This window comes from Mycobacterium sp. 1274756.6 (assembly GCF_001668625.1).
Lineage (GTDB): Bacteria > Actinomycetota > Actinomycetes > Mycobacteriales > Mycobacteriaceae > Mycobacterium.
Map to the genome: position 1 here is coordinate 62,020 of NZ_LZLJ01000067.1, position 17,769 is coordinate 79,788.

A 17,769-nucleotide genomic window follows, 5' to 3' on the forward strand; every position below is an offset into this window, starting at 1 on the left:
TGAGGAGACGGAACGATCGGGTTCATGGTCGCGGCTATCACCGCCGTACTGGCCGGCATCGTCGGCGCACCCGCCGCGCACGCCGATGAAGCCGGATTCTACGACTGCCTGGACACGCACGGCTTCAACTACTCCGCACCGTCAGGGTCGTTGGGACGCACTCAACGACGGCAATCTCGCCTGCGCGTACACGCGGTCCGCGGAGGGACGATGGACAGGTTTCGTGCTGAGACGTTCCCGCTGCCGCAGTTCTATTTGATTGAGGAAGCTGTGCGTGCCGAGCTCTACCCGGATGCGCGGTGAGGCGGCGATGGCCGTGAACCCCAACTGCCACTAGGACGCCAGAGAGTCATTGAGGACACCCGGACTGGGCGGGACCTGGTCGCCCTCGACGCCGAGCCATTGTCGGGTACGTAGACCCGCCAGGAGCGCCGGCGGTGATGATCAGCGCCGGCGCTCGGGTCGATCTCGTACGAACTGACTAGGCGTCGTAGGGGTCATGCCACTGATCGGCGTTCAAGCTGGGAGACACTGGGCTCAAGACACGGAACGCCATCACACACCTCTTCATGCTGGGGAGAAACCTGCCTCTTCATGCTGGGGAGAAACCTGTAGGCCCCCTCCTGGCGCGGAGGGGGCCTACAGGGTGTGCGTACCGGGTTACAGCATCATCGTCAACAGCAGCTGCGGGATGTTGACCAGCATCGCGGTCAGCGCGTCGATACCGAGATCCGAACCGAGCATGCTGGTGATGGCGGTGGACAGTTCGTCGGCGAATCCGGTGAGGACGCCGGCAACCGGGTCGAGGAGGTTGGCGGTCAAGAACGAATGGACGCTGTCGAGTCCGTCAGCCAGGAAGTCGATGTTCAACCCGTTAGCGAAGGCACTGAGCAAGCCGCCATCGAGGTCGCCGAGCAGCGTCCCGTTACTAATCGCGTCAGCGATGGAGTTCTGGCCCGCGAGCAGTGAACCGAGCGGACCGGCGCCATCGCCAAGCCACTTGATCCCGCCGTCGAACTCTCCGAGAATTGGCGGGTCGTAGACAACCCCTGCTTGAGCGGTGAGAGCGTTGAACAGGGAGCCCGGGCCGCCGAGGATCCCGCCTAACGCGACGCCCGCCTCATCGACACCGAGAGTGAGTTCTCCCAAAAGTCCGAGGTCAAGTGTGGGTGATAGGTCGATTCCGAATACGTTCTCGACCAGGTCCACAAGGCTGAGCGTTTCGCCGCCGTTGAGGAACGCGTAGAGCATGTGTTCCGGAATGCCGAGCAGGGCGGCCGGGTTCCCGTCGAACACAGTGCCGATGTCGTTGGCGAGCGCGATCATCGGTCCAAGCACCGGCCCCATGACGCCCAGCATGAGCCCGCTGATCGGTGAGGCGGTGAAGTTGAATAGCCCGTCTAGGCCCCCTACGCCGAGAACGCTTTGAAGGACATCGACGAGGTTGGAGTCGAACAACCCTAGGCGGCTCAGGTTGTCGGCGCCAATCAGTGTCGCGATGAATCCCTCAATAGCCGCGTTCGGATCGATGGTACCCAGAACCGGCAAGGTAACTGTCGGAAGCCCGTATACGGTGAGAGCCCCTCCGGTGGCGAGGCTGTCGCCGAATTCTCCGAATGGCGCCGCGATGCCCGCTTGGAGGTTGCCGAACATCGTCTCGAAGACGGTTCCGATGTCGCCGGGATTCTGGAGAACCTGGCCGAGGTAGCCGATTTGGTTGGCGATGATCTGCTGCATGATCGGGAAGGGCGCCCCAACCTCAACCCGGGGCACCAAGAAGTTCGTCGGGTTGGCGCCGGCGAAGTAGTCGATCAGGTTGGTGAGGTTGCCAGCGGTGTCGCCGAGTAGGTCCTGGGCGACCAATTCGATGTCGGGGAACGCGACTTGCTGCAGTGTTGGCGCGGCGACGGGTGTGGCAGCGACCATGCTGGCGGCGGTGAGGGCGACGCCAGCGGCGACCCAGGGGCGTTGAGCGAAAGTTGGGGCGGTGGATGGTGCTGGTGCGGCCATGTTGTCCTCCGGTGCTGGGGCTGTGAGGGGCTTCACAGACGAGGAGACCTTATCTGAACGAAACCTGTGGAGGTAGCGGTTTCGTGTAAGAAACTGAAACAACGCTGATTGTCGCTAGTCCGGCAATTTGGCCACAACCCACACTTAGCGGTGCTCGCTCGGCGACCTGCGGGTCAGAAGACGCGGCGGGGCGGGGGCCCGGTTCCACTGATCCAGGCCCGGCCCGACCGCCCCTCGGTTACGCTGACGAAAATTTCTTCGGCCAAGGGGTCTGTCTATGGTTCGCGCCTCGTTCGTTGCTGCCTGCCTTGTCGTCGCCGGCCTGGGCCTGTCCCCCACCGCCGCCGCTTCCGGCCCGCCGTACGCGAACTGCAAAGAAGCCCACGCTGACGGCGCCTCGAACATGACCGTCGATCACCCCGGCTACCGCTCCGCGCTCGATCGCGACGGCGACGGCATCGCCTGCGAGCGCTACGAGCCTTAGAACGCTGAGAGCGCCGAGAGCACTAAAGCCCGCCCGAAAAGCGCAGAGCGCCGCTCAGCGCCCCAACACCGCCGTCAGATACGTCATGTCGGCGAAGACCGCCGACAGCTCGTCGTCGGGGTAGTCGAAGCCGTGCTGCGCGTGCAACTGCGGCGCGGCCACCCCGTCGACCGCCCAGCCGGACTCGGTGAGGTAGTCGACCACGTGGTTGCGATCACCGTGGTAGATCAGCTCGGCCACATCCACGGTGAAGCCCAGCTCGCGCAGCTTGTCGTGGTGCTCACGCCACAGCGGCCCGGCGAACACCGTGGTGTCGGGCATGAACTCGCACGCCAGCCGACTACCGGGTGCGGAGAGCGCGGTGATGTTGTCGAACAACCCGTCCTGGGCGGCTGGCGGCAGATAGACCAGCAGGCCCTCCGCGCTCCACACCGTCGGCGCCGCCGGGTCGAACCCGGCGTCCCGAAGGGCCGCAGGCCAGTCCTCGCGCAGGTCGATCGCCACGGTGCGCCGCTCCGCGGTCGGCTCCGCGCCCAGCTCGCGCAGCGTGGTGGTCTTGAAGTCGATCACCGCGGGCATGTCCACCTCGTAGACCACGGTGCCGGCCGGCCAGGCCAGCCGGTAGGCCCGCGCATCGAGCCCGGCGGCCAGGATGACCGCCTGGCGGATCCCGGCGTCGGCCGCGTCCAGGAAGTGCTTGTCGAAGAAGCGGGTGCGCAGCCCCATGCCGCGCGCCATCCGCTCCGGGTCGAACTCGGCGCCTTCGGGCGCCTCGATCTGCCCGTCGACCAGCCGGGTGTAGGCGTCCATGCCCACCGCGCGCACCAGCGGCGCGGCGTACGGGTCGTCGATCAGCGGTGTGGGTCCGGCGGACGCCAGGGCGCGCTGGGCGGCGACCATCGTCGCCGTCGCCCCCACGCTGGTGGCCAGGTCCCAACTGTCGGCGTCGCTGCGCGCCATCTCGCCTCCCGGAAGTCTCGGCTGCGCAGCTACCTAATCACAGGCTCCTGAGTCAAACCTTGGGGCAGTAGTGGATCCCGTTGTCGCGGTGCTCCAGCGGTGGCAGGTTGCGCGCCGGGGTGTGCACCAGCGGCGTATCCGCGGGGATGCGCCCGGTGGCGCGGTCCCAGCCGGCCCGCCCGCGCGGGTGCATCCGGTAACGGCGCGGCACCAGCTTGAACACCGCGTTGACCGCCTTGCCGAACTGGCGGTGCAGCCACGCGTCCCGCGCCGACCAGGAGTAGCCGAGCCGGTCGCGCACCGGCTGGTCATACAGCCCCACGGTCACCCAGATGAACAGCGGGTTGACCATCCGCCGCTGCAGGTTCCACAGCCAGGTGGGCAGCCACGGCATGAACGGCGGCTTGTCCAGCGTGGACAGGTCCAGCACGTCGCGGGTGGCCTTGTTGTCCTCGAGCACCTCGCGGACCATGTGGTCCCAGTACTCCTGGAAGTCCTCCCAGGTCTTGGGCACCGGGCGCATGCTCATCCCGTACATCCGGTACCACTGGATGTGCTCGTCGAACAGCTGGCGCTTCTCGGCTTCGCTGATCCCGCCGCACAGCCAGTCGGCCACGATCAGGGTGCCGACGAAGAAGGTGGCGTGCGCCCAGTAGAAGACGTCGGGGTTCAGCGCGTGGTAGCGCCGGCCCTTGGCGTCCACCCCTTTGATCGTGATGTGGTAGTCGCGCACCTCCGCGCCGGTCTGCGGGGCGCGGTCGCCGTCGAAGACCACCCCGCCTATCGGGTACAGCGAGCGCATCAGCCGCGGCCAGCGCTCCTGGAAGAAGATGGAGTGCTCCTCGACCGCCGCGCCCAGCTGCGGGTGCATGTTCTGCATCGAACCGGCCCAGGGGCCTTGCAGCATGCCGCGCCAGTCCCCGAAGTATTTCCAGGTCAGCGAGTCCGGACCCAGCGGGACGGCGTCGTAGCCGCCGCCGGAGGCCGGGCAGCCGGCCGCCGGTGCTGCGGCGCTCGGGTCGCTTGCGCTGGTCAGCGTGTCGATCGCGGACGTATCTTGGGTCACAGTGAGCGTTCCTGTCACGTCAGTCAACTTTGACTACGGGCGTTGTCAGTTCCGAGCATAGGAGTCGCCGTGCCGCCGAGTCAACGCCGGGGCCGCTGGTCCGGTGTACCCCTGGCCGACCGCCAGGCCCTGCGCCGCAGCCACCTCATCGACGCCGGGGTCCGGGTGCTCGGCGATCCCAGCGGCGCCCCGCTGACCGTGCGCGCGGTGTGCAAACAGGCCGGCCTGACCGAGCGTTACTTCTACGAAAGCTTCAGTGACCGTGACCAATTCGTGCGCGCCGTCTACGACGACGTCGGCACCCGCGCCATGGCCGCACTGGTCTCCACCCACACCGCCCGCGAGGCCGTCGAGCAGTTCGTCGCGCTGATGGTCGACGACCCCATCCTGGGCCGGGTACTGCTACTGGGCCCGGAGACCGAACCCGCGCTGACCCGCTCCGGCTCGGAGTGGATGCCCAACTTCATCGAGTTGCTGCAGCACAAGCTCACCCGCATCGGCGACCCGGTGCGCCAGCAACTGGTGGCCACCAGCCTCATCGGCGGACTGACCGGGCTGTTCTCCGCCTACCTGAACGGCCGGCTGGGGGCGGATCGCGCCCAGTTCATCGACTTCTGCGTGGACATGCTGGTCACCGCGGGGCGCCCGGAGGCGTTGACAACCGGGTCGCGGCGCACCGACCCCCCAACTTGATGTCACCGACGTACACAGATATATTGACTGCAACTAAGCGACACACGTAACTCTCGTACCTCTCGGAAAGGCGCACCCGCCATGTCGGCAGAACCGAACGACCTGCAGTTGATGCATGAACTGGAGCCGGTCGTCGAGGAGTACGTCAACCGGCACCTGTCGATGGCCAAGGACTGGAACCCGCACGACTACATCCCCTGGTCGGACGGGAAGAACTACTACGCCCTCGGCGGCAAGGACTGGGACCCCGAGGAGGCCAAGCTCTCCGACGTCGCCCAGGTCGCGATGGTGCAGAACCTCATGACCGAGGACAACCTGCCCTCCTACCACCGCGAGATCGCGATGAACATGGGCATGGACGGCCCGTGGGGCAACTGGGTCAACCGCTGGACCGCCGAGGAGAACCGGCACGGCATCGCGCTGCGCGACTACCTGGTGGTCACCCGCAACGTCGACCCGGTGGAGCTGGAGAAGCTGCGCGTCGAGCAGGTGACCCGCGGGTTCTCCCCCGGCCAGAACCAGCAGGGCGACCTGTTCGCCGAGAGCCTGTTCGACTCGATCATGTACGTGACGTTCCAGGAGCTGGCGACCCGCATCTCGCACCGCAACACCGGCAAGGCCTGCAACGAGACCATCGCCGACAAGCTGCTCGCCCGGATCTCCCACGACGAGAACCTGCACATGATCTTCTACCGCGACCTGTCCGCGGCTGGCATGGAGATCGCCCCCAACCGGGCGATGGGCTCACTGCACACCATCCTGCGCAACTTCAAGATGCCCGGATTCACCGTGCCCGGCTTCCGGCGCAAGGCCGTGATGATCGCCGTCGGCGGCGTCTACGACCCGCGCATCCACCTCGAGGACGTGGTGCTGCCGGTGCTGAAGAAGTGGCGCATCTTCGAGCGCGAGGACTTCACCGGTGAGGCCGCCCGCCAGCGCGACGACCTGGCACTGCTGGTCGAGGAGCTCGACGAGGCCGCCAGCAAGTTCGAGGAGCAGAAGCAGCGCCGCCTGGCGCGCGAGGCCAAGACCGGCCGGCGCACCACCGCGCAGGACGTGCTCGCCACCGCGGGGACGCTGACACTCTCCCGGCGGTAACCCGGGTGCGGATCGGGCCGATCACGCTCGCCAGCCCGGTCGTGCTGGCTCCGATGGCGGGTGTGACCAACGTCGCATTCCGCACGCTCTGCCGCGAGTTGGAGCGCTCCCTGATGGGCACCGTCAGCGGGCTGTACGTCTGCGAGATGGTGACGGCCCGCGCGCTGGTGGAACGCCACCCGGCGACGTTGCACATGACCACGTTCGGGCCCGACGAGTCGCCGCGCTCGCTGCAGCTCTACACCGTGGACCCGGCGACCACCTATGAGGCGGCGCGGATGATCGTCGGGGAGAACCTCGCCGATCACATCGACATGAACTTCGGCTGCCCGGTGCCCAAGGTCACCCGCCGCGGCGGCGGCTCCGCGCTGCCCTACAAGCGCCGGCTGTTCGGCCAGATCGTGGCCGCCGCGGTGCGCGCCACCGCCGACGCCGACGTGCCGGTGACGGTGAAGTTCCGCATCGGCATCGACGACGCCCACCACACCCACCTGGATGCCGGGCGCATCGCCGAAGCCGAGGGTGCGGCGGCGGTGGCGCTGCACGCCCGCACCGCCGCCCAGCGCTACTCCGGCACCGCCGACTGGGAGCAGATCGCCCAGCTCAAAGCTCACGTGTCAAGCATCCCGGTGCTGGGCAACGGCGACATCTTCGAGCCGAACGACGCGCTGGCGATGATGGCTGCCACCGGCTGCGACGGGGTGGTGATCGGCCGGGGCTGTCTGGGCCGGCCGTGGCTGTTCGCCGAGTTGTCCGCGGCGTTCACCGGCGCCGCGCCGCCGACCCCGCCGACCCTGGGCGCGGTGGCCGACATCATCCGCCGCCACGCCGCTCTGCTGGCCGATCACTTCGGCGAGGACAAGGGCCTGCGCGACATCCGCAAGCACATCGCCTGGTACCTGCACGGCTTCCCGGCCGGTTCGGATCTGCGCCGCACCCTGGCGCTGGTCAAGACGCTGGCCGACCTCGACGCGCTGCTCGACCAACTCGACCCCGACGTGCCGTTCCCGGCGGCGGCGTCCGGGCCGCGCGGGCGGCAGGGCTCCCCGGCGTCGGTGACGCTGCCGGAGGGCTGGCTGGATGATCCCGACGACGACGCGGTGCCCGCCGGCGCGGAGATCATGCACTCCGGTGGCTGAACCGAGACGATCTCGAAATCGCTTCGTGGGCGATCGCTCGTTATCATAGGGACTTTGTTGCGTCACCCCTCGACACGCCGACCGGGCGGACTGACGGGGTCCCGGGCGCCCGGCGGCGACCCGAGTGCATCGGTAAGAGACATCAGGCAGCGAGTTCGGAGGCCGCGTGGACGAGACTGACGGCGATCACCCCGCCGCGCCTCGCCCCGTGCCCGGCTCCCTGGCCCCGTGGGAACGCTGGCGTGCCACCCCGCAGCGCGAGGCCGACTACCCCGAGCACCTCGAATACAACGGCAACCACGCCGGGTCCTTCGAATACCCCGCGTACCCCGAGTACTCCGACGCCGCCCTTGAACCCGAGCCCGGCGAACCGTACGAGGAAGAGGAGCCCACCGGCAGCCACGCCAGCGGTGCCCTCTCCGTCGCCGACCTGCTGGCCCGCTTCGGCGACACCCCGCCGCCGCGCCGGCGCCGCCGCGCCGCCCGACCGGACCCCGAACCCGAACCCGAACCCGAGCCGGAACTCGGGCCCGCCTTCGCCGAGGAGACCGACAGCGCCACCGAAGCGCTGGCGCTGGGCGCCAGCCCGACCGCCGACTGCCGCACCGAGGTGTTCGGCGTCGTCAACTTCGACGAACTGCCCGACCTCAACCGGCTGGCCGACCCCGAGCCGCCGCCCGCACCGCCCCGCGCCCGCCGCTTCCCGCTGCGCATCGGGCCGCGCCGCCCGCAGCCCAGCCGCCCGCGGCGCACCCGGCGGCGCTCGGTGCTGCTGGCCGGTCGCACCCTGGCCGCGCTGATCGCGGTGCTCTCCCTCGCCCTGACCGGCGGCGCCTGGCAGTGGAGCGCGTCGAAGAACAACAGCCTGACCAAGATCTCCGCGCTCGACCCCGATTCGCGCGACATCATCGACATCAACGGCCAGTTCGGCGACGAGAACTTCCTGATCGTCGGGGTGGACACCCGCCTGGGCGACAACAGCTACATGGGGGCCGGGGACACCGAGGACGCCGGCGGCGCCCGCTCCGACAGCATCATGCTGGTCAACATCCCGGCCAACCGGCAGCGCGTCGTCGCGGTGTCCTTCCCCCGCGACCTGGCGATCACCCCGATGTACTGCGAGGCCTGGAATCCCGAGACCGCCGAGTACGGCCCGCTCTACGACGAGGCCAGCGGCACCTACAGCGACGACTGGATCTACACCGAGACCAAACTGAACTCCACGTTCGCCTTCGGCGGGCCGAAGTGTCTGGTCAAGGCCATCCAGAAGCTCTCCGGACTCAACATCAACCGATTCCTGGCTATCGACTTCTCCGGGTTCGCCAAGATGGTCGACGCCCTCGGCGGGGTCGAGGTGTGCACCACCTCCCCGCTGGAGGACTACGAGCTGGGCACCGTGCTGGCCCACGCCGGCCGCCAGCGCATCGACGGCGGCACCGCCCTGAACTACGTGCGCGCCCGGCAGGTCACTACCGAGATCAACGGCGACTACGGCCGGATCAAACGCCAGCAGCTGTTCCTGTCGTCGCTGCTGCGCTCGCTGATCTCCAGCGACACCTTCTTCAGCCTCAAAAAGCTCAACAACGTCGTCAACATGTTCATCGCCGACAGCTACGTCGACAACGTCACCACCAAAGACCTGGTGGAGCTGGGCCAGTCGGTGCAGGGCGTGTCGGCCGGGCACGTCACCTTCGTCACCGTGCCCACCGGCGAGACCGACGAGAACGGCGACGAGCCGCCGCGCACCGCCGACATGCGCGCGTTGTTCACCGCGATCATCGACGACGACCCGCTGCCCGGCGAGGACCCGGCCGCCCCGACCTCCAGCAGCGCCGCCCCCGACGCCAACCCCGAACAGATCCAGGCCACCTCCACCGACCCGGACTCGGTGACCGTGCAGGTCTCCAACTCCACCGACTCCTCCGGGCTGGCTGCCCAGGCCACCGACGCGCTGGAGCCCTACGGGTTCAGCACGCTGTACCCCAACGACTACCCCACCGAGCTGGACACCACCACGGTGTTCTTCTCCCCGGGCAACGAGCACGCCGCGGTCACGTTGGCCTCGGCGTTCCCCGGCGCGAAGATCAAGCGCGACACCGGCAAAGGCCGGGTGGTGCAGGTGGTGCTGGGCTCCGACTACCACGTGGTGGTGCCGCCGGCGCCGAGCGGCACCCCGGTCAGCGTGCCGCTGAGCACGACGAGCATGAGCCCGCCCACCGAGCTGCCCGAGGACCTGACCGTGACCAACGCCGCGGACACCAGCTGCGAATAGGTCCGCGGAGAACGTAGGGTTAGACCATGCGCGCCGCTTACCACGAACAACTCGCCGGGCTCACCGAGCAGCTCGCCGACATGTGCGGGCTCGCCGGTGTCGCCATGGAACGGGCCACCCAGGCCCTGCTGCAGGCCGACCTGGTGCTCGCCGAGCAGGTCATCACCGACCACGAGCAGATCGCGGCGATGAGCGCCCGCGCCGAGGAGAGCGCGTTCGTGCTGCTCGCACTCCAGGCCCCGGTGGCCGGGGACCTGCGCTCGATCGTCTCGGCCATCCAGATGGTCGCCGACATCGACCGGATGGGGGCACTGGCGCTGCACGTCGCCAAGATCGCCCGCCGGCGCCACCCGCAGCATGCGCTGCCCGAGGAGGTCAACGGCTACTTCGCCGAAATGGGCCGCGTCGCAGTGGAGTTGGGCAACAGCGCCCAGGAGGTGGTGCTCTCGCGTGACCCGGAGAAGGCCGCTCGCATCGGCGAGGAAGACGATGCGATGGACGACCTGCACCGGCATCTGTTCAACGTGCTGATGGACCGGGAGTGGAAGCACGGGGTGGCCGCCGCGGTGGACGTGACGCTGCTGGGCCGCTTCTACGAACGCTTCGCCGACCACACCGTCGAGGTGGCCCGGCGGGTCATCTTCCAGGCCACCGGCCGGTTCCCCGACGACGACAACCTGCCCTCCCCGTAGGGGGTGGGGTTCGGCGTCGGGCCCGTTCGCCGAGCGTGCACCCACTGCGACTCGCGCGCCGATTTTTCGCAGTGGGTGCACGGTGGGCGCACGACGGAGCCGTCAGCCGCCGATAGGTGGTCCGAAACAGACGGCCCGGGCTAGCCGAAGTGCCGGCACCCGTTAGCCGAAGCGCCCGGAGATGTAGTCCTCGGTGGCCTTCTGCGACGGGTTGGAGAAGATCCGCTCGGTGTCGTCGATCTCCACCAGCCGGCCCGGCCGGCCCACCGCCTCCAGGTTGAAAAACGCGGTCTGGTCGCTGACCCGGGCGGCCTGCTGCATGTTGTGGGTGACGATGACGATCGTGTAGTCCTGCTTGAGGCTGGCCATCAACTCCTCGATGGCCATGGTCGAGATCGGGTCCAGCGCCGAGCACGGCTCGTCCATCAACAGCACGTCGGGCTGCACCGCGATAGCCCGGGCGATACACAGCCGCTGCTGCTGCCCGCCGGACAGGCCGCCGCCGGGCTTGTCGAGGCGGTCCTTGACCTCGTTCCACAGGTTCGCGCCGCGCAGTGAATGCTCGGCGGTCTCGTCGAGCACCTTGCGGTTGCGCACCCCCTGCAGCTTGAGGCCGGCCACCACGTTGTCGCGAATCGACATGGTGGGGAACGGGTTCGGGCGCTGGAACACCATGCCGATGGCCTTGCGCACCCCGACCGGGTCGATGCTCTGGTCGTAGATGTCCTCACCGTCGAGCAGCACCGAACCGGCCACCCGGGCGCCGGGCACCACCTCGTGCATCCGGTTGAGGGTGCGCAGCACCGTGGACTTGCCGCAGCCCGACGGCCCGATGAACGCGGTCACACTGCGCGGGGGCACCGAGAGCGACACGTCGGCCACGGCGTGGAATGCGCCGTAGAAGATATTGACCTCTTTGAGGTCCAACCGTTTGGCCACCGAGAACGCTCCTTGTGCGACCCTTGCGCGACAACGCCCAAATCTACCTGCCGCAGCCCCCGCGCGCCGAGTCGACCGTGGCCGCTCCCCGCCCGTTACCCGGCGTTTTCACAGCTGTTCCACAGCGTTCATCGGGGTGACGGTACAGCTTCACGCAGTGTGCTGACCGGTGGAAGTCCGCAAGGGGGCGTGATGGCGTGCAACGGGATCGGGGCGAAGGCGTTCTGCGCGCTGGCGGCGGCCGCCCTGACGCTGGCCGGCTGCTCGAGCGGCAAGGACAGCGCGGCGGCCGTCGACTGCGGCGGCAAGGAGAAACTCGAGGCCAGCGGCTCGACCGCGCAGAAGAACGCGATCGAACAGTTCGTCTACGCCTACATCGCCGCCTGCCCGGGCCACACCCTGGACTACAAGGCGGTCGGCTCGGGTGCCGGGGTGGAGCAGTTCGTCAACAACATCACCGACCTGGCCGGCTCGGACTCCCCGCTGGACGGCTCCACCGGCGAGGTCGAACGCGCCGCCGCGCGCTGCGGCTCCCCGGCCTGGCACCTCCCGGTGGTGTTCGGCCCGATCGCGGTCACCTACAACATCGACGGGCTCAGCAAGCTCAGCCTCGACGGGCCCACCGTCGCCAAGATCTTCAACGGCGCCATCACCCGCTGGGACGACCCGGCGATCGCCGCGCTCAACAAGGGCACCACGCTGCCCGGCACGCCCATTCACGTGGTGTTCCGCAGCGACGAGTCCGGCACCACCGACAACTTCCAGAAGTACCTCGACGCCGCCTCCGACGGCGCCTGGGGCAAGGGGGCGGGCAAGACCTTCAACGGCGGGGTCGGCGACGGCGCGGCGGGCAACGACGGCACCTCCGCGCGGCTGAAGTCCACCGACGGGGCGATCACCTACAACGAGTGGTCGTTCGCCGTCGGCCACCAGCTGAACATGGCGCAGATCATCACCTCCGCCGGCCCCGACCCGGTGACCATCACCCCCGACACGGTCGGCAAGACCATCGCCGGCGCCACCTTCAGCGGCCAGGGCAACGATCTGGTGCTCGACACCTCGTCGTTCTACAAGCCGACCCAGACCGGCGCCTACCCGATCGTGTTGGCCACCTACGAGATCGTCTGCTCGAAATACCCCGACCAGGCGGCCGGCGCGGCGGTAAAAGCGTTCATGCAGGCCACAATTGGCCCCGGCCAGGACGGCCTGGACGAGTACGGCTACATCCCGCTGCCCAGTTCGTTTCAGTCGAAACTGGCCACCGCGGTCGATGCGATCAGCTGAGTCGAATTGTGCTGATCGCGCGTAAAATTCACACAGAGCCATCGGTCCCGGACCTGCGGCCGGGATGAAGGGAGCGGCAACGGTGGACGACACCGGAGGGGGCTCACGGGCGGGGACACAGTTCGGGCCCTACCAATTACGGCGGCTGTTGGGCCGCGGCGGCATGGGTGAGGTCTACGAGGCCGAGGACACCCGCAAGCGCCGGGTGGTGGCGCTCAAGCTGATCTCCCAACAGTTCTCCGGCAACCCGGTGTTCCGCGCCCGCCTGCAGCGCGAGGCCGACACCGCCGGCCGGCTCACCGAACCGCATGTGGTGCCGATCCACGACTACGGCGAGATCGACGGGCTGTTCTTCGTCGACATGCGGCTGATCAACGGCATCGACCTGCGGACCCGGTTGCGCCGCTACGGCCCGCTCAGCCCGGCGCGGGCGGTGGCGGTCGTGCGGCAGATCGCCGCGGCACTCGACGCCGCCCACGCCGCCGGCATCACCCACCGCGACGTCAAACCGGAGAACATCCTGGTCACCGACGACGACTTCGCCTACCTGGTGGACTTCGGGCTGGCCCGCGCCGCCGCCGACCCGTCGCTGACCCAGACCGGCACCGCGATGGGCACCTACAACTACATGGCCCCCGAGCGGTTCACCGGCAACGAGGTCACCTACCGCTCGGACATCTACTCGCTGGCCTGCGTGATGGACGAGGCGTTGACCGGCTCCCCGCCGTATCCCACCGAGAGCATCGAACGGCTGGTCGCCGCGCACCTGATGGAACCGGCGCCGCGGCCCAGCACCCAACGCCCCGGCGCGATCCCGCCCGCCCTGGACCACGTGATCGCCCGCGGGATGGCCAAGCGTCCCGAGGACCGCTACCCCACCGCCGGGGACCTGGCGATCGCCGCGCTCGGCGCGCTCACCGCCCCCGAACAGGACCAGGCCGCCGCGATCCTGGAGCAGGACGCCGCGCCGTCGGGCCCCGCCCCGACCATGGCCGCCCCGGTGGCCTCCGGCGCGGCGACGATGGCCCAACCCTTCCCGTCAGTCCCGTCCGCGCCGCAACCGGCGCCGCGCGGCGCTGCCCCAGCCGCCCAGCGCGGTGCTTCCCGCGGTGCTTCTCCCGCCACCCCTCCCGATGTCCCCCCGCAGTTCGCCCGCACCGAACGCCGTCGCAGCCGCCGCTGGGTGGCGCTGGCCGCGGTGGCGGCGGTGATCGTGGTCGCCGGGGTGGTGATCACCGGGTTCGTGCTCACCCGCCGGCCGTCGTCCTCGCCGGGCGCGGACTGGACCTCGGCCACCGGCCAGTCGGTGCTGCCGTTCAACGGGCTGACCTTCCGGCTCTCCCCCGGCGGGGTGGCCCTCGACGGCGACGGCAACGTCTACGTCACCAACCAGGGCATGTACGGGCGGGTGGTCAAGCTCGGCCCCGGCTCCAGCTCACCCGCCGAACTGCCCTTCACCGGCCTCTACGAGCCGCAGGGCATCGCGGTGGACAAGTCCGGCGCGGTCTATGTCGCCGACTTCAACAACCGGGTGGTCAAGCTCGACGCCGGCTCCACCGACCAGAAGGAGCTGCCGTTCACCGGCCTGACCTACCCGGAGGGTCTGGCGGTCGACGACGCCGGGGACGTCTTCGTCGCCGACCGCGGTAACGACCGGGTGCTCAAACTGCCCGCCGGCTCCGACACCCAAACGGTGCTGCCGTTCACCGGGCTGCAGAACCCCGACGGGGTGGCGGTGGACAAGTCCGGCGCGGTCTATGTCACCGACTCCGACAACGACCGGGTGCTCAAGCTGCCCGCCGGCTCCGACGCCCAAGCGGAGCTGCCGTTCACCGGGCTGGCCGTGCCGTGGGGCATCGCCGTCGACGACAGCGGCGCGGTGTATGTCACCGAGCACGACGCCCACAAGGTGGTGAAGCTCGCCGCCGGCTCCAACGCCCCCACCGAGTTGCCGATCACCGGGCTCAACACCCCGCTGGATGTGGCGGTGGACCACGCCGGCAACGTCTTCGTCGCCGACCGCGGCAACGACCGGGTGGTCCGGCTTTCGGCACACTGAGCCGACCTCACCAGCCGCGCCGCCAGGCCAGCAACCGGGTGATGAGCCCCGCACCCAGGTAGATCACCGCCACCACGATGATCAGCGTCAGCGCCGCGCCCCAGACCCGCAGGAACCCGGCGCGTTCGGGGTTGCTCAGCTCGGTGTAGATCAGCAGCGGCAGCGAGGTCATGTTGCCCTGGAAGATGTCGTAGTTGATCGAGCGGCTGTAGCCGACCAGCACCAGCACCGGCGCGGTCTCCCCGATGATGCGGGCCAGCGCCAGCAGCACCCCGGAGACGATGCCCGGCAGCGCCACCGGCACCACCACCCGCAGGATCGTGCGCCATTTGGGGATGCCGAGCGCGTAGCCGGCTTCGCGCAGTTCGTCGGGGACCAGTTTGAGCATCTCCTCGGTGGAGCGCACCACCACCGGCAGCATCAGCAGCACCAGCGCCAGCGACACCGCGAACGCGCTCTGCTCCAGGCCCAGGGTGGCGATCCACAACGCGAAGATGAACAGCGACGCCACGATCGAGGGCACCCCGGCCAGCACGTCGACCATGAACGTCGTCAACCGCGCCAGCGGGCTGCGCCCGTATTCGGCCAGGTACACCGCGACCATCAGCCCGAGTGGCACCGCGATCACCGCGGCGGTGGCGGCCTGCACCAGCGTGCCGTACAGCGCGTGGTAGACGCCGCCGGCGAACTGTTCGGGCAGCACCCCGCGCAGCGAGTGGGTCCACCAGTTCTCCCGGGTGACCGCGTACCAGCCGCGCGCCACTACCACCCACAACAGCCAGAACAGCGGGACGAGTGCCACCAGGAACGACCCGAGGAAGAACAGCGTCGCCACCCGGTTCTTGACCCGGCGGCGCACCGCGATCGGGTGCCGCTTGACCTTGACCGGCGCGCTCATCCGTTGACCTTCTGACCGGCGACCGCGCGGGCCGCGGCGTTGACGATGAAGGTCAGCACGAACAGCACGAACCCGGCGGAGATGTAGGCCCCGGTCGGCAGCGGTTCGCTGAATTCCGAAGCGGCCGAGGCGATCTTGGAGGCGAAGGTGTAGCCGCCGTCGAACAGCGACCAGCGCCCGGGCTCGGCGGCGGCGCGCAGGATGATCAGCACCGCCACCGTCTCCCCCAGGGCGCGGCCCAACCCCAGCATGGCCGCGGCGATCACCCCGCTGCGCCCGAACGGCAGCACGGTCATCCGCACCACCTCCCACTGGGTGGCGCCCAGCGCCTGGGCCGCCTCCAGCTGGCTGGTCGGGGTCTGGCGGAACACCTCCCGCGACACCGACGTGATGATCGGCAGCACCATCACCGCCAGCACCACCCCGGCGGTGAAGATGTTGCCGCCGCCGGCCAGCGACACGTCCCCGGATTGGAACAGGAACAGCCAGCCCAGGTTCCGGTTGAGCACCCCCGCGACCGGCTCCAGCCGCGGGGCCAGCACGAAGATGCCCCACAGCCCGAAGACGATCGAGGGCACCGCGGCCAGCAGGTCGACCAGGGCGCCGAACGGGCGGGCCAGCCGGGCCGGCGCGTACTGGGTGAGGAACACCGCGATCCCGATCGCGATCGGCACGGCCAGCACCAGCGCCCACAGCGAGCTGAGCACGGTGACCATGAACAGATCGCGCACCCCGAACGCCAGCCGGTCGGCGTCGGTGGTGTCGAACTGTGCGCTGGTGAGGAAGTTGGCGTGGTTGGCGCGCAGCGCCGGCAGCGCGTGGACCAGCAGGAAGACCGCGATCAGGGCGATCGCGACCACGATCGTCAGCCCGGCGGCGGCCGCCGCGGCGGCGAACACCCGGTCACCGCGCCGCCCCGGTGACGCGCCCGCCCTCACCGGTTAGCTGATGGCGTCGACCGCGGTGGTCAGCCGGGACTTGAAGGCGTCGGGGATGGGGATGTAGCCGTGGTCGGCGAGCCCGTCCTGCCCGGCGCCGATGGTCGACTGCAGGAACGCCTTGACCGCGGTGCCGACCTGGGCGTCGGGGTACTTCGAGCAGACGATCTCGTAGGTGGCCAGCACGATCGGGTAGGCGCCGGCCTCGGTGGGCTTGTAGAACGACACCGTGTCGAGCACCAGGTTGTTGCCCTGGCCCTTGATGGTGGCCCCGGCGATGGTCTTGCCGACGGTGTCGGGGCTGATGGCCACCGGGTCGGGGCCGGCGGAGGTGACGATGCGGGCCATGTTCAGCTTCTCGGCCTGGGCGAAGGACCACTCGTTGTAGGTGATCGAGCCCTCGGTGGACTTGATCGCCGCCGACGTGCCGTCGTTGCCCTTGGCGCCCTCACCGACGCCGCCGTTGAACGTCTTGCCCGCGCCCTTGCCCCAGGCGCCGTCGGAGGCGGCGTCGAGGTACTGCTGGAAGTTGTCGGTGGTGCCGGATTCGTCGCTGCGGAAGATCACGTGGATCGGTTCGGCGGGCAGCGTCGCGCCCGGGTTGAGCGCGGCGATCGCCGGGTCGCCCCAGTCGGTGATGGCGCCGTTGAAGATCTTCGCCAGCGTGGGCCCGTCCAGGACCAGTGAGTTCACGTCGCCGAGGTGGTAGGTGACCGCGATGGGGCCGAACACCACCGGCAGGTTCCACGCCTCGGAGGCGCACCGCTGCTGAGCGCGGGTCTGCTCCTCGGGGCTCAACGGCACATCGGAGCCGCCGAAATCGGTTTCGTTGCCGAGGAATTCGTTGATTCCGGCGCCGGATCCGTTGGCGGTGTAGTTGACGGTCTGGTCGCAGGCGTCCTGGAAGGCGATGACGAAGCGGGCCATCGCGTTCTCCTGGGCGGTGGATCCGCTGGCCTTCAAGGTCTTCTGCCCGCCGCAGTCCACCCCGGCGCCGGCTGCGTGCGAGGTCTCCCCCGGGCTTTCCGCCCCCTCGTTGGTGGTGTTGTCCTCGCTGCCGCAGGCCGAGACCAGCAGCGCGCTGGTGGCCAGGACGGAGAATGCCGCGCCGATTCGCTGGAGTTTCATTATGGGTTCCTTCGAGCGGTAGGGAACGCCGCGGGACACTGCCCCCGGGGTCATATACGTCGTGCGGATCCGCGCCGATTTTGACGCTAACAGCGCAGCGCGGCAATGG

General features: G+C 69.0%; 16 protein-coding genes. 9 read left to right on the forward strand and 7 right to left on the reverse strand.

Annotated elements, in window-relative coordinates:
• Positions 1-24 precede the first annotated feature (24 nt).
• Positions 25-303 (forward strand): hypothetical protein, encoded by a 279-nt coding sequence (locus A5643_RS10415; protein ID WP_066854610.1) that lies wholly within the window; start codon positions 25-27, stop codon positions 301-303.
• Positions 304-660: 357 nt separating this feature from the next.
• On the opposite strand, the gene A5643_RS10420 is transcribed toward A5643_RS10415, so the two are convergent.
• Positions 661-2,010 (reverse strand): hypothetical protein, encoded by a 1,350-nt coding sequence (locus A5643_RS10420; protein WP_156628746.1) that lies wholly within the window; start codon positions 2,008-2,010, stop codon positions 661-663.
• Positions 2,011-2,287: 277 nt separating this feature from the next.
• On the opposite strand from A5643_RS10420, the gene A5643_RS17800 reads away from it, so the two are divergent.
• Positions 2,288-2,494 (forward strand): excalibur calcium-binding domain-containing protein, encoded by a 207-nt coding sequence (locus tag A5643_RS17800; RefSeq protein WP_082948883.1) that lies wholly within the window; start codon positions 2,288-2,290, stop codon positions 2,492-2,494.
• A 54-nt stretch (positions 2,495-2,548) separates the two neighbouring features.
• Here the strand turns inward: A5643_RS17800 and A5643_RS10425 are convergent, their stop codons facing one another.
• Together A5643_RS10425 and A5643_RS10430 are read right to left on the reverse strand one after the other, a co-directional pair.
• Positions 2,549-3,454 carry a class I SAM-dependent methyltransferase gene (locus A5643_RS10425; RefSeq protein ID WP_066854615.1) on the reverse strand — a complete coding sequence of 302 codons (906 nt, stop codon included), beginning with the start codon at positions 3,452-3,454 and terminating at the stop codon, positions 2,549-2,551.
• Positions 3,455-3,506: 52 nt separating this feature from the next.
• On the reverse strand, positions 3,507-4,520 hold the full coding sequence (locus A5643_RS10430; protein WP_066854617.1) for an oxygenase MpaB family protein: 1,014 nt from the start codon (positions 4,518-4,520) through the stop codon (positions 3,507-3,509).
• A 69-nt stretch (positions 4,521-4,589) separates the two neighbouring features.
• Here A5643_RS10430 and A5643_RS10435 point away from each other — a divergent pair, with 69 nt between their 5' ends.
• From A5643_RS10435 to phoU, 5 genes are all read left to right on the forward strand, one after another.
• Positions 4,590-5,213, forward strand: coding sequence for a TetR/AcrR family transcriptional regulator (locus A5643_RS10435; RefSeq protein WP_066854619.1), 624 nt, complete (start codon positions 4,590-4,592; stop codon positions 5,211-5,213).
• 81 nt (positions 5,214-5,294) lie between these two features.
• Positions 5,295-6,311, forward strand: a complete 1,017-nt coding sequence (locus A5643_RS10440; protein ID WP_066854621.1) for an acyl-ACP desaturase — start codon at positions 5,295-5,297, stop codon at positions 6,309-6,311.
• Positions 6,312-6,316: 5 nt separating this feature from the next.
• A complete protein-coding gene (gene dusB, locus A5643_RS10445; RefSeq protein WP_066854623.1) occupies positions 6,317-7,450 on the forward strand; it encodes a tRNA dihydrouridine synthase DusB in 1,134 nt (377 codons plus the stop codon).
• A gap of 166 nt (positions 7,451-7,616) precedes the next feature.
• On the forward strand, positions 7,617-9,722 hold the full coding sequence (locus A5643_RS10450) for an LCP family protein (RefSeq protein ID WP_082948884.1): 2,106 nt from the start codon (positions 7,617-7,619) through the stop codon (positions 9,720-9,722).
• A gap of 26 nt (positions 9,723-9,748) precedes the next feature.
• Positions 9,749-10,414: a phosphate signaling complex protein PhoU gene (phoU, locus tag A5643_RS10455; RefSeq protein WP_066854625.1), complete on the forward strand. Its 666-nt coding sequence runs from the start codon at positions 9,749-9,751 to the stop codon at positions 10,412-10,414.
• Between the two features lie 162 nt (positions 10,415-10,576).
• Here the strand turns inward: phoU and pstB are convergent, their stop codons facing one another.
• Positions 10,577-11,353: a phosphate ABC transporter ATP-binding protein PstB gene (pstB, locus tag A5643_RS10460; RefSeq protein ID WP_066854627.1), complete on the reverse strand. Its 777-nt coding sequence runs from the start codon at positions 11,351-11,353 to the stop codon at positions 10,577-10,579.
• A 192-nt stretch (positions 11,354-11,545) separates the two neighbouring features.
• Between pstB and pstS (A5643_RS10465) the strand changes: the two genes are divergently transcribed.
• A complete protein-coding gene (pstS, locus tag A5643_RS10465; RefSeq protein ID WP_066854629.1) occupies positions 11,546-12,637 on the forward strand; it encodes a phosphate ABC transporter substrate-binding protein PstS in 1,092 nt (363 codons plus the stop codon).
• An 82-nt stretch (positions 12,638-12,719) separates the two neighbouring features.
• Complete coding sequence (locus A5643_RS10470) at positions 12,720-14,696, forward strand: serine/threonine-protein kinase PknD (RefSeq protein WP_066854727.1); 1,977 nt, start codon at positions 12,720-12,722, stop codon at positions 14,694-14,696.
• Positions 14,697-14,703: 7 nt separating this feature from the next.
• Here the strand turns inward: A5643_RS10470 and pstA are convergent, their stop codons facing one another.
• The 3 genes from pstA to pstS (A5643_RS18220) are packed head-to-tail and all read right to left on the reverse strand — an operon-like array spanning position 14,704 to position 17,660.
• Complete coding sequence (gene pstA / locus A5643_RS10475; RefSeq protein ID WP_066854632.1) at positions 14,704-15,594, reverse strand: phosphate ABC transporter permease PstA; 891 nt, start codon at positions 15,592-15,594, stop codon at positions 14,704-14,706.
• A complete protein-coding gene (gene pstC / locus A5643_RS18215) occupies positions 15,591-16,532 on the reverse strand; it encodes a phosphate ABC transporter permease subunit PstC (protein WP_066854634.1) in 942 nt (313 codons plus the stop codon). Before pstC ends, pstA begins: the two co-directional genes overlap by 4 nt.
• Positions 16,533-16,535: 3 nt before the next feature.
• Positions 16,536-17,660, reverse strand: a complete 1,125-nt coding sequence (gene pstS / locus A5643_RS18220) for a phosphate ABC transporter substrate-binding protein PstS (protein WP_066854635.1) — start codon at positions 17,658-17,660, stop codon at positions 16,536-16,538.
• Between the last annotated feature and the right edge of the window lie 109 nt (positions 17,661-17,769).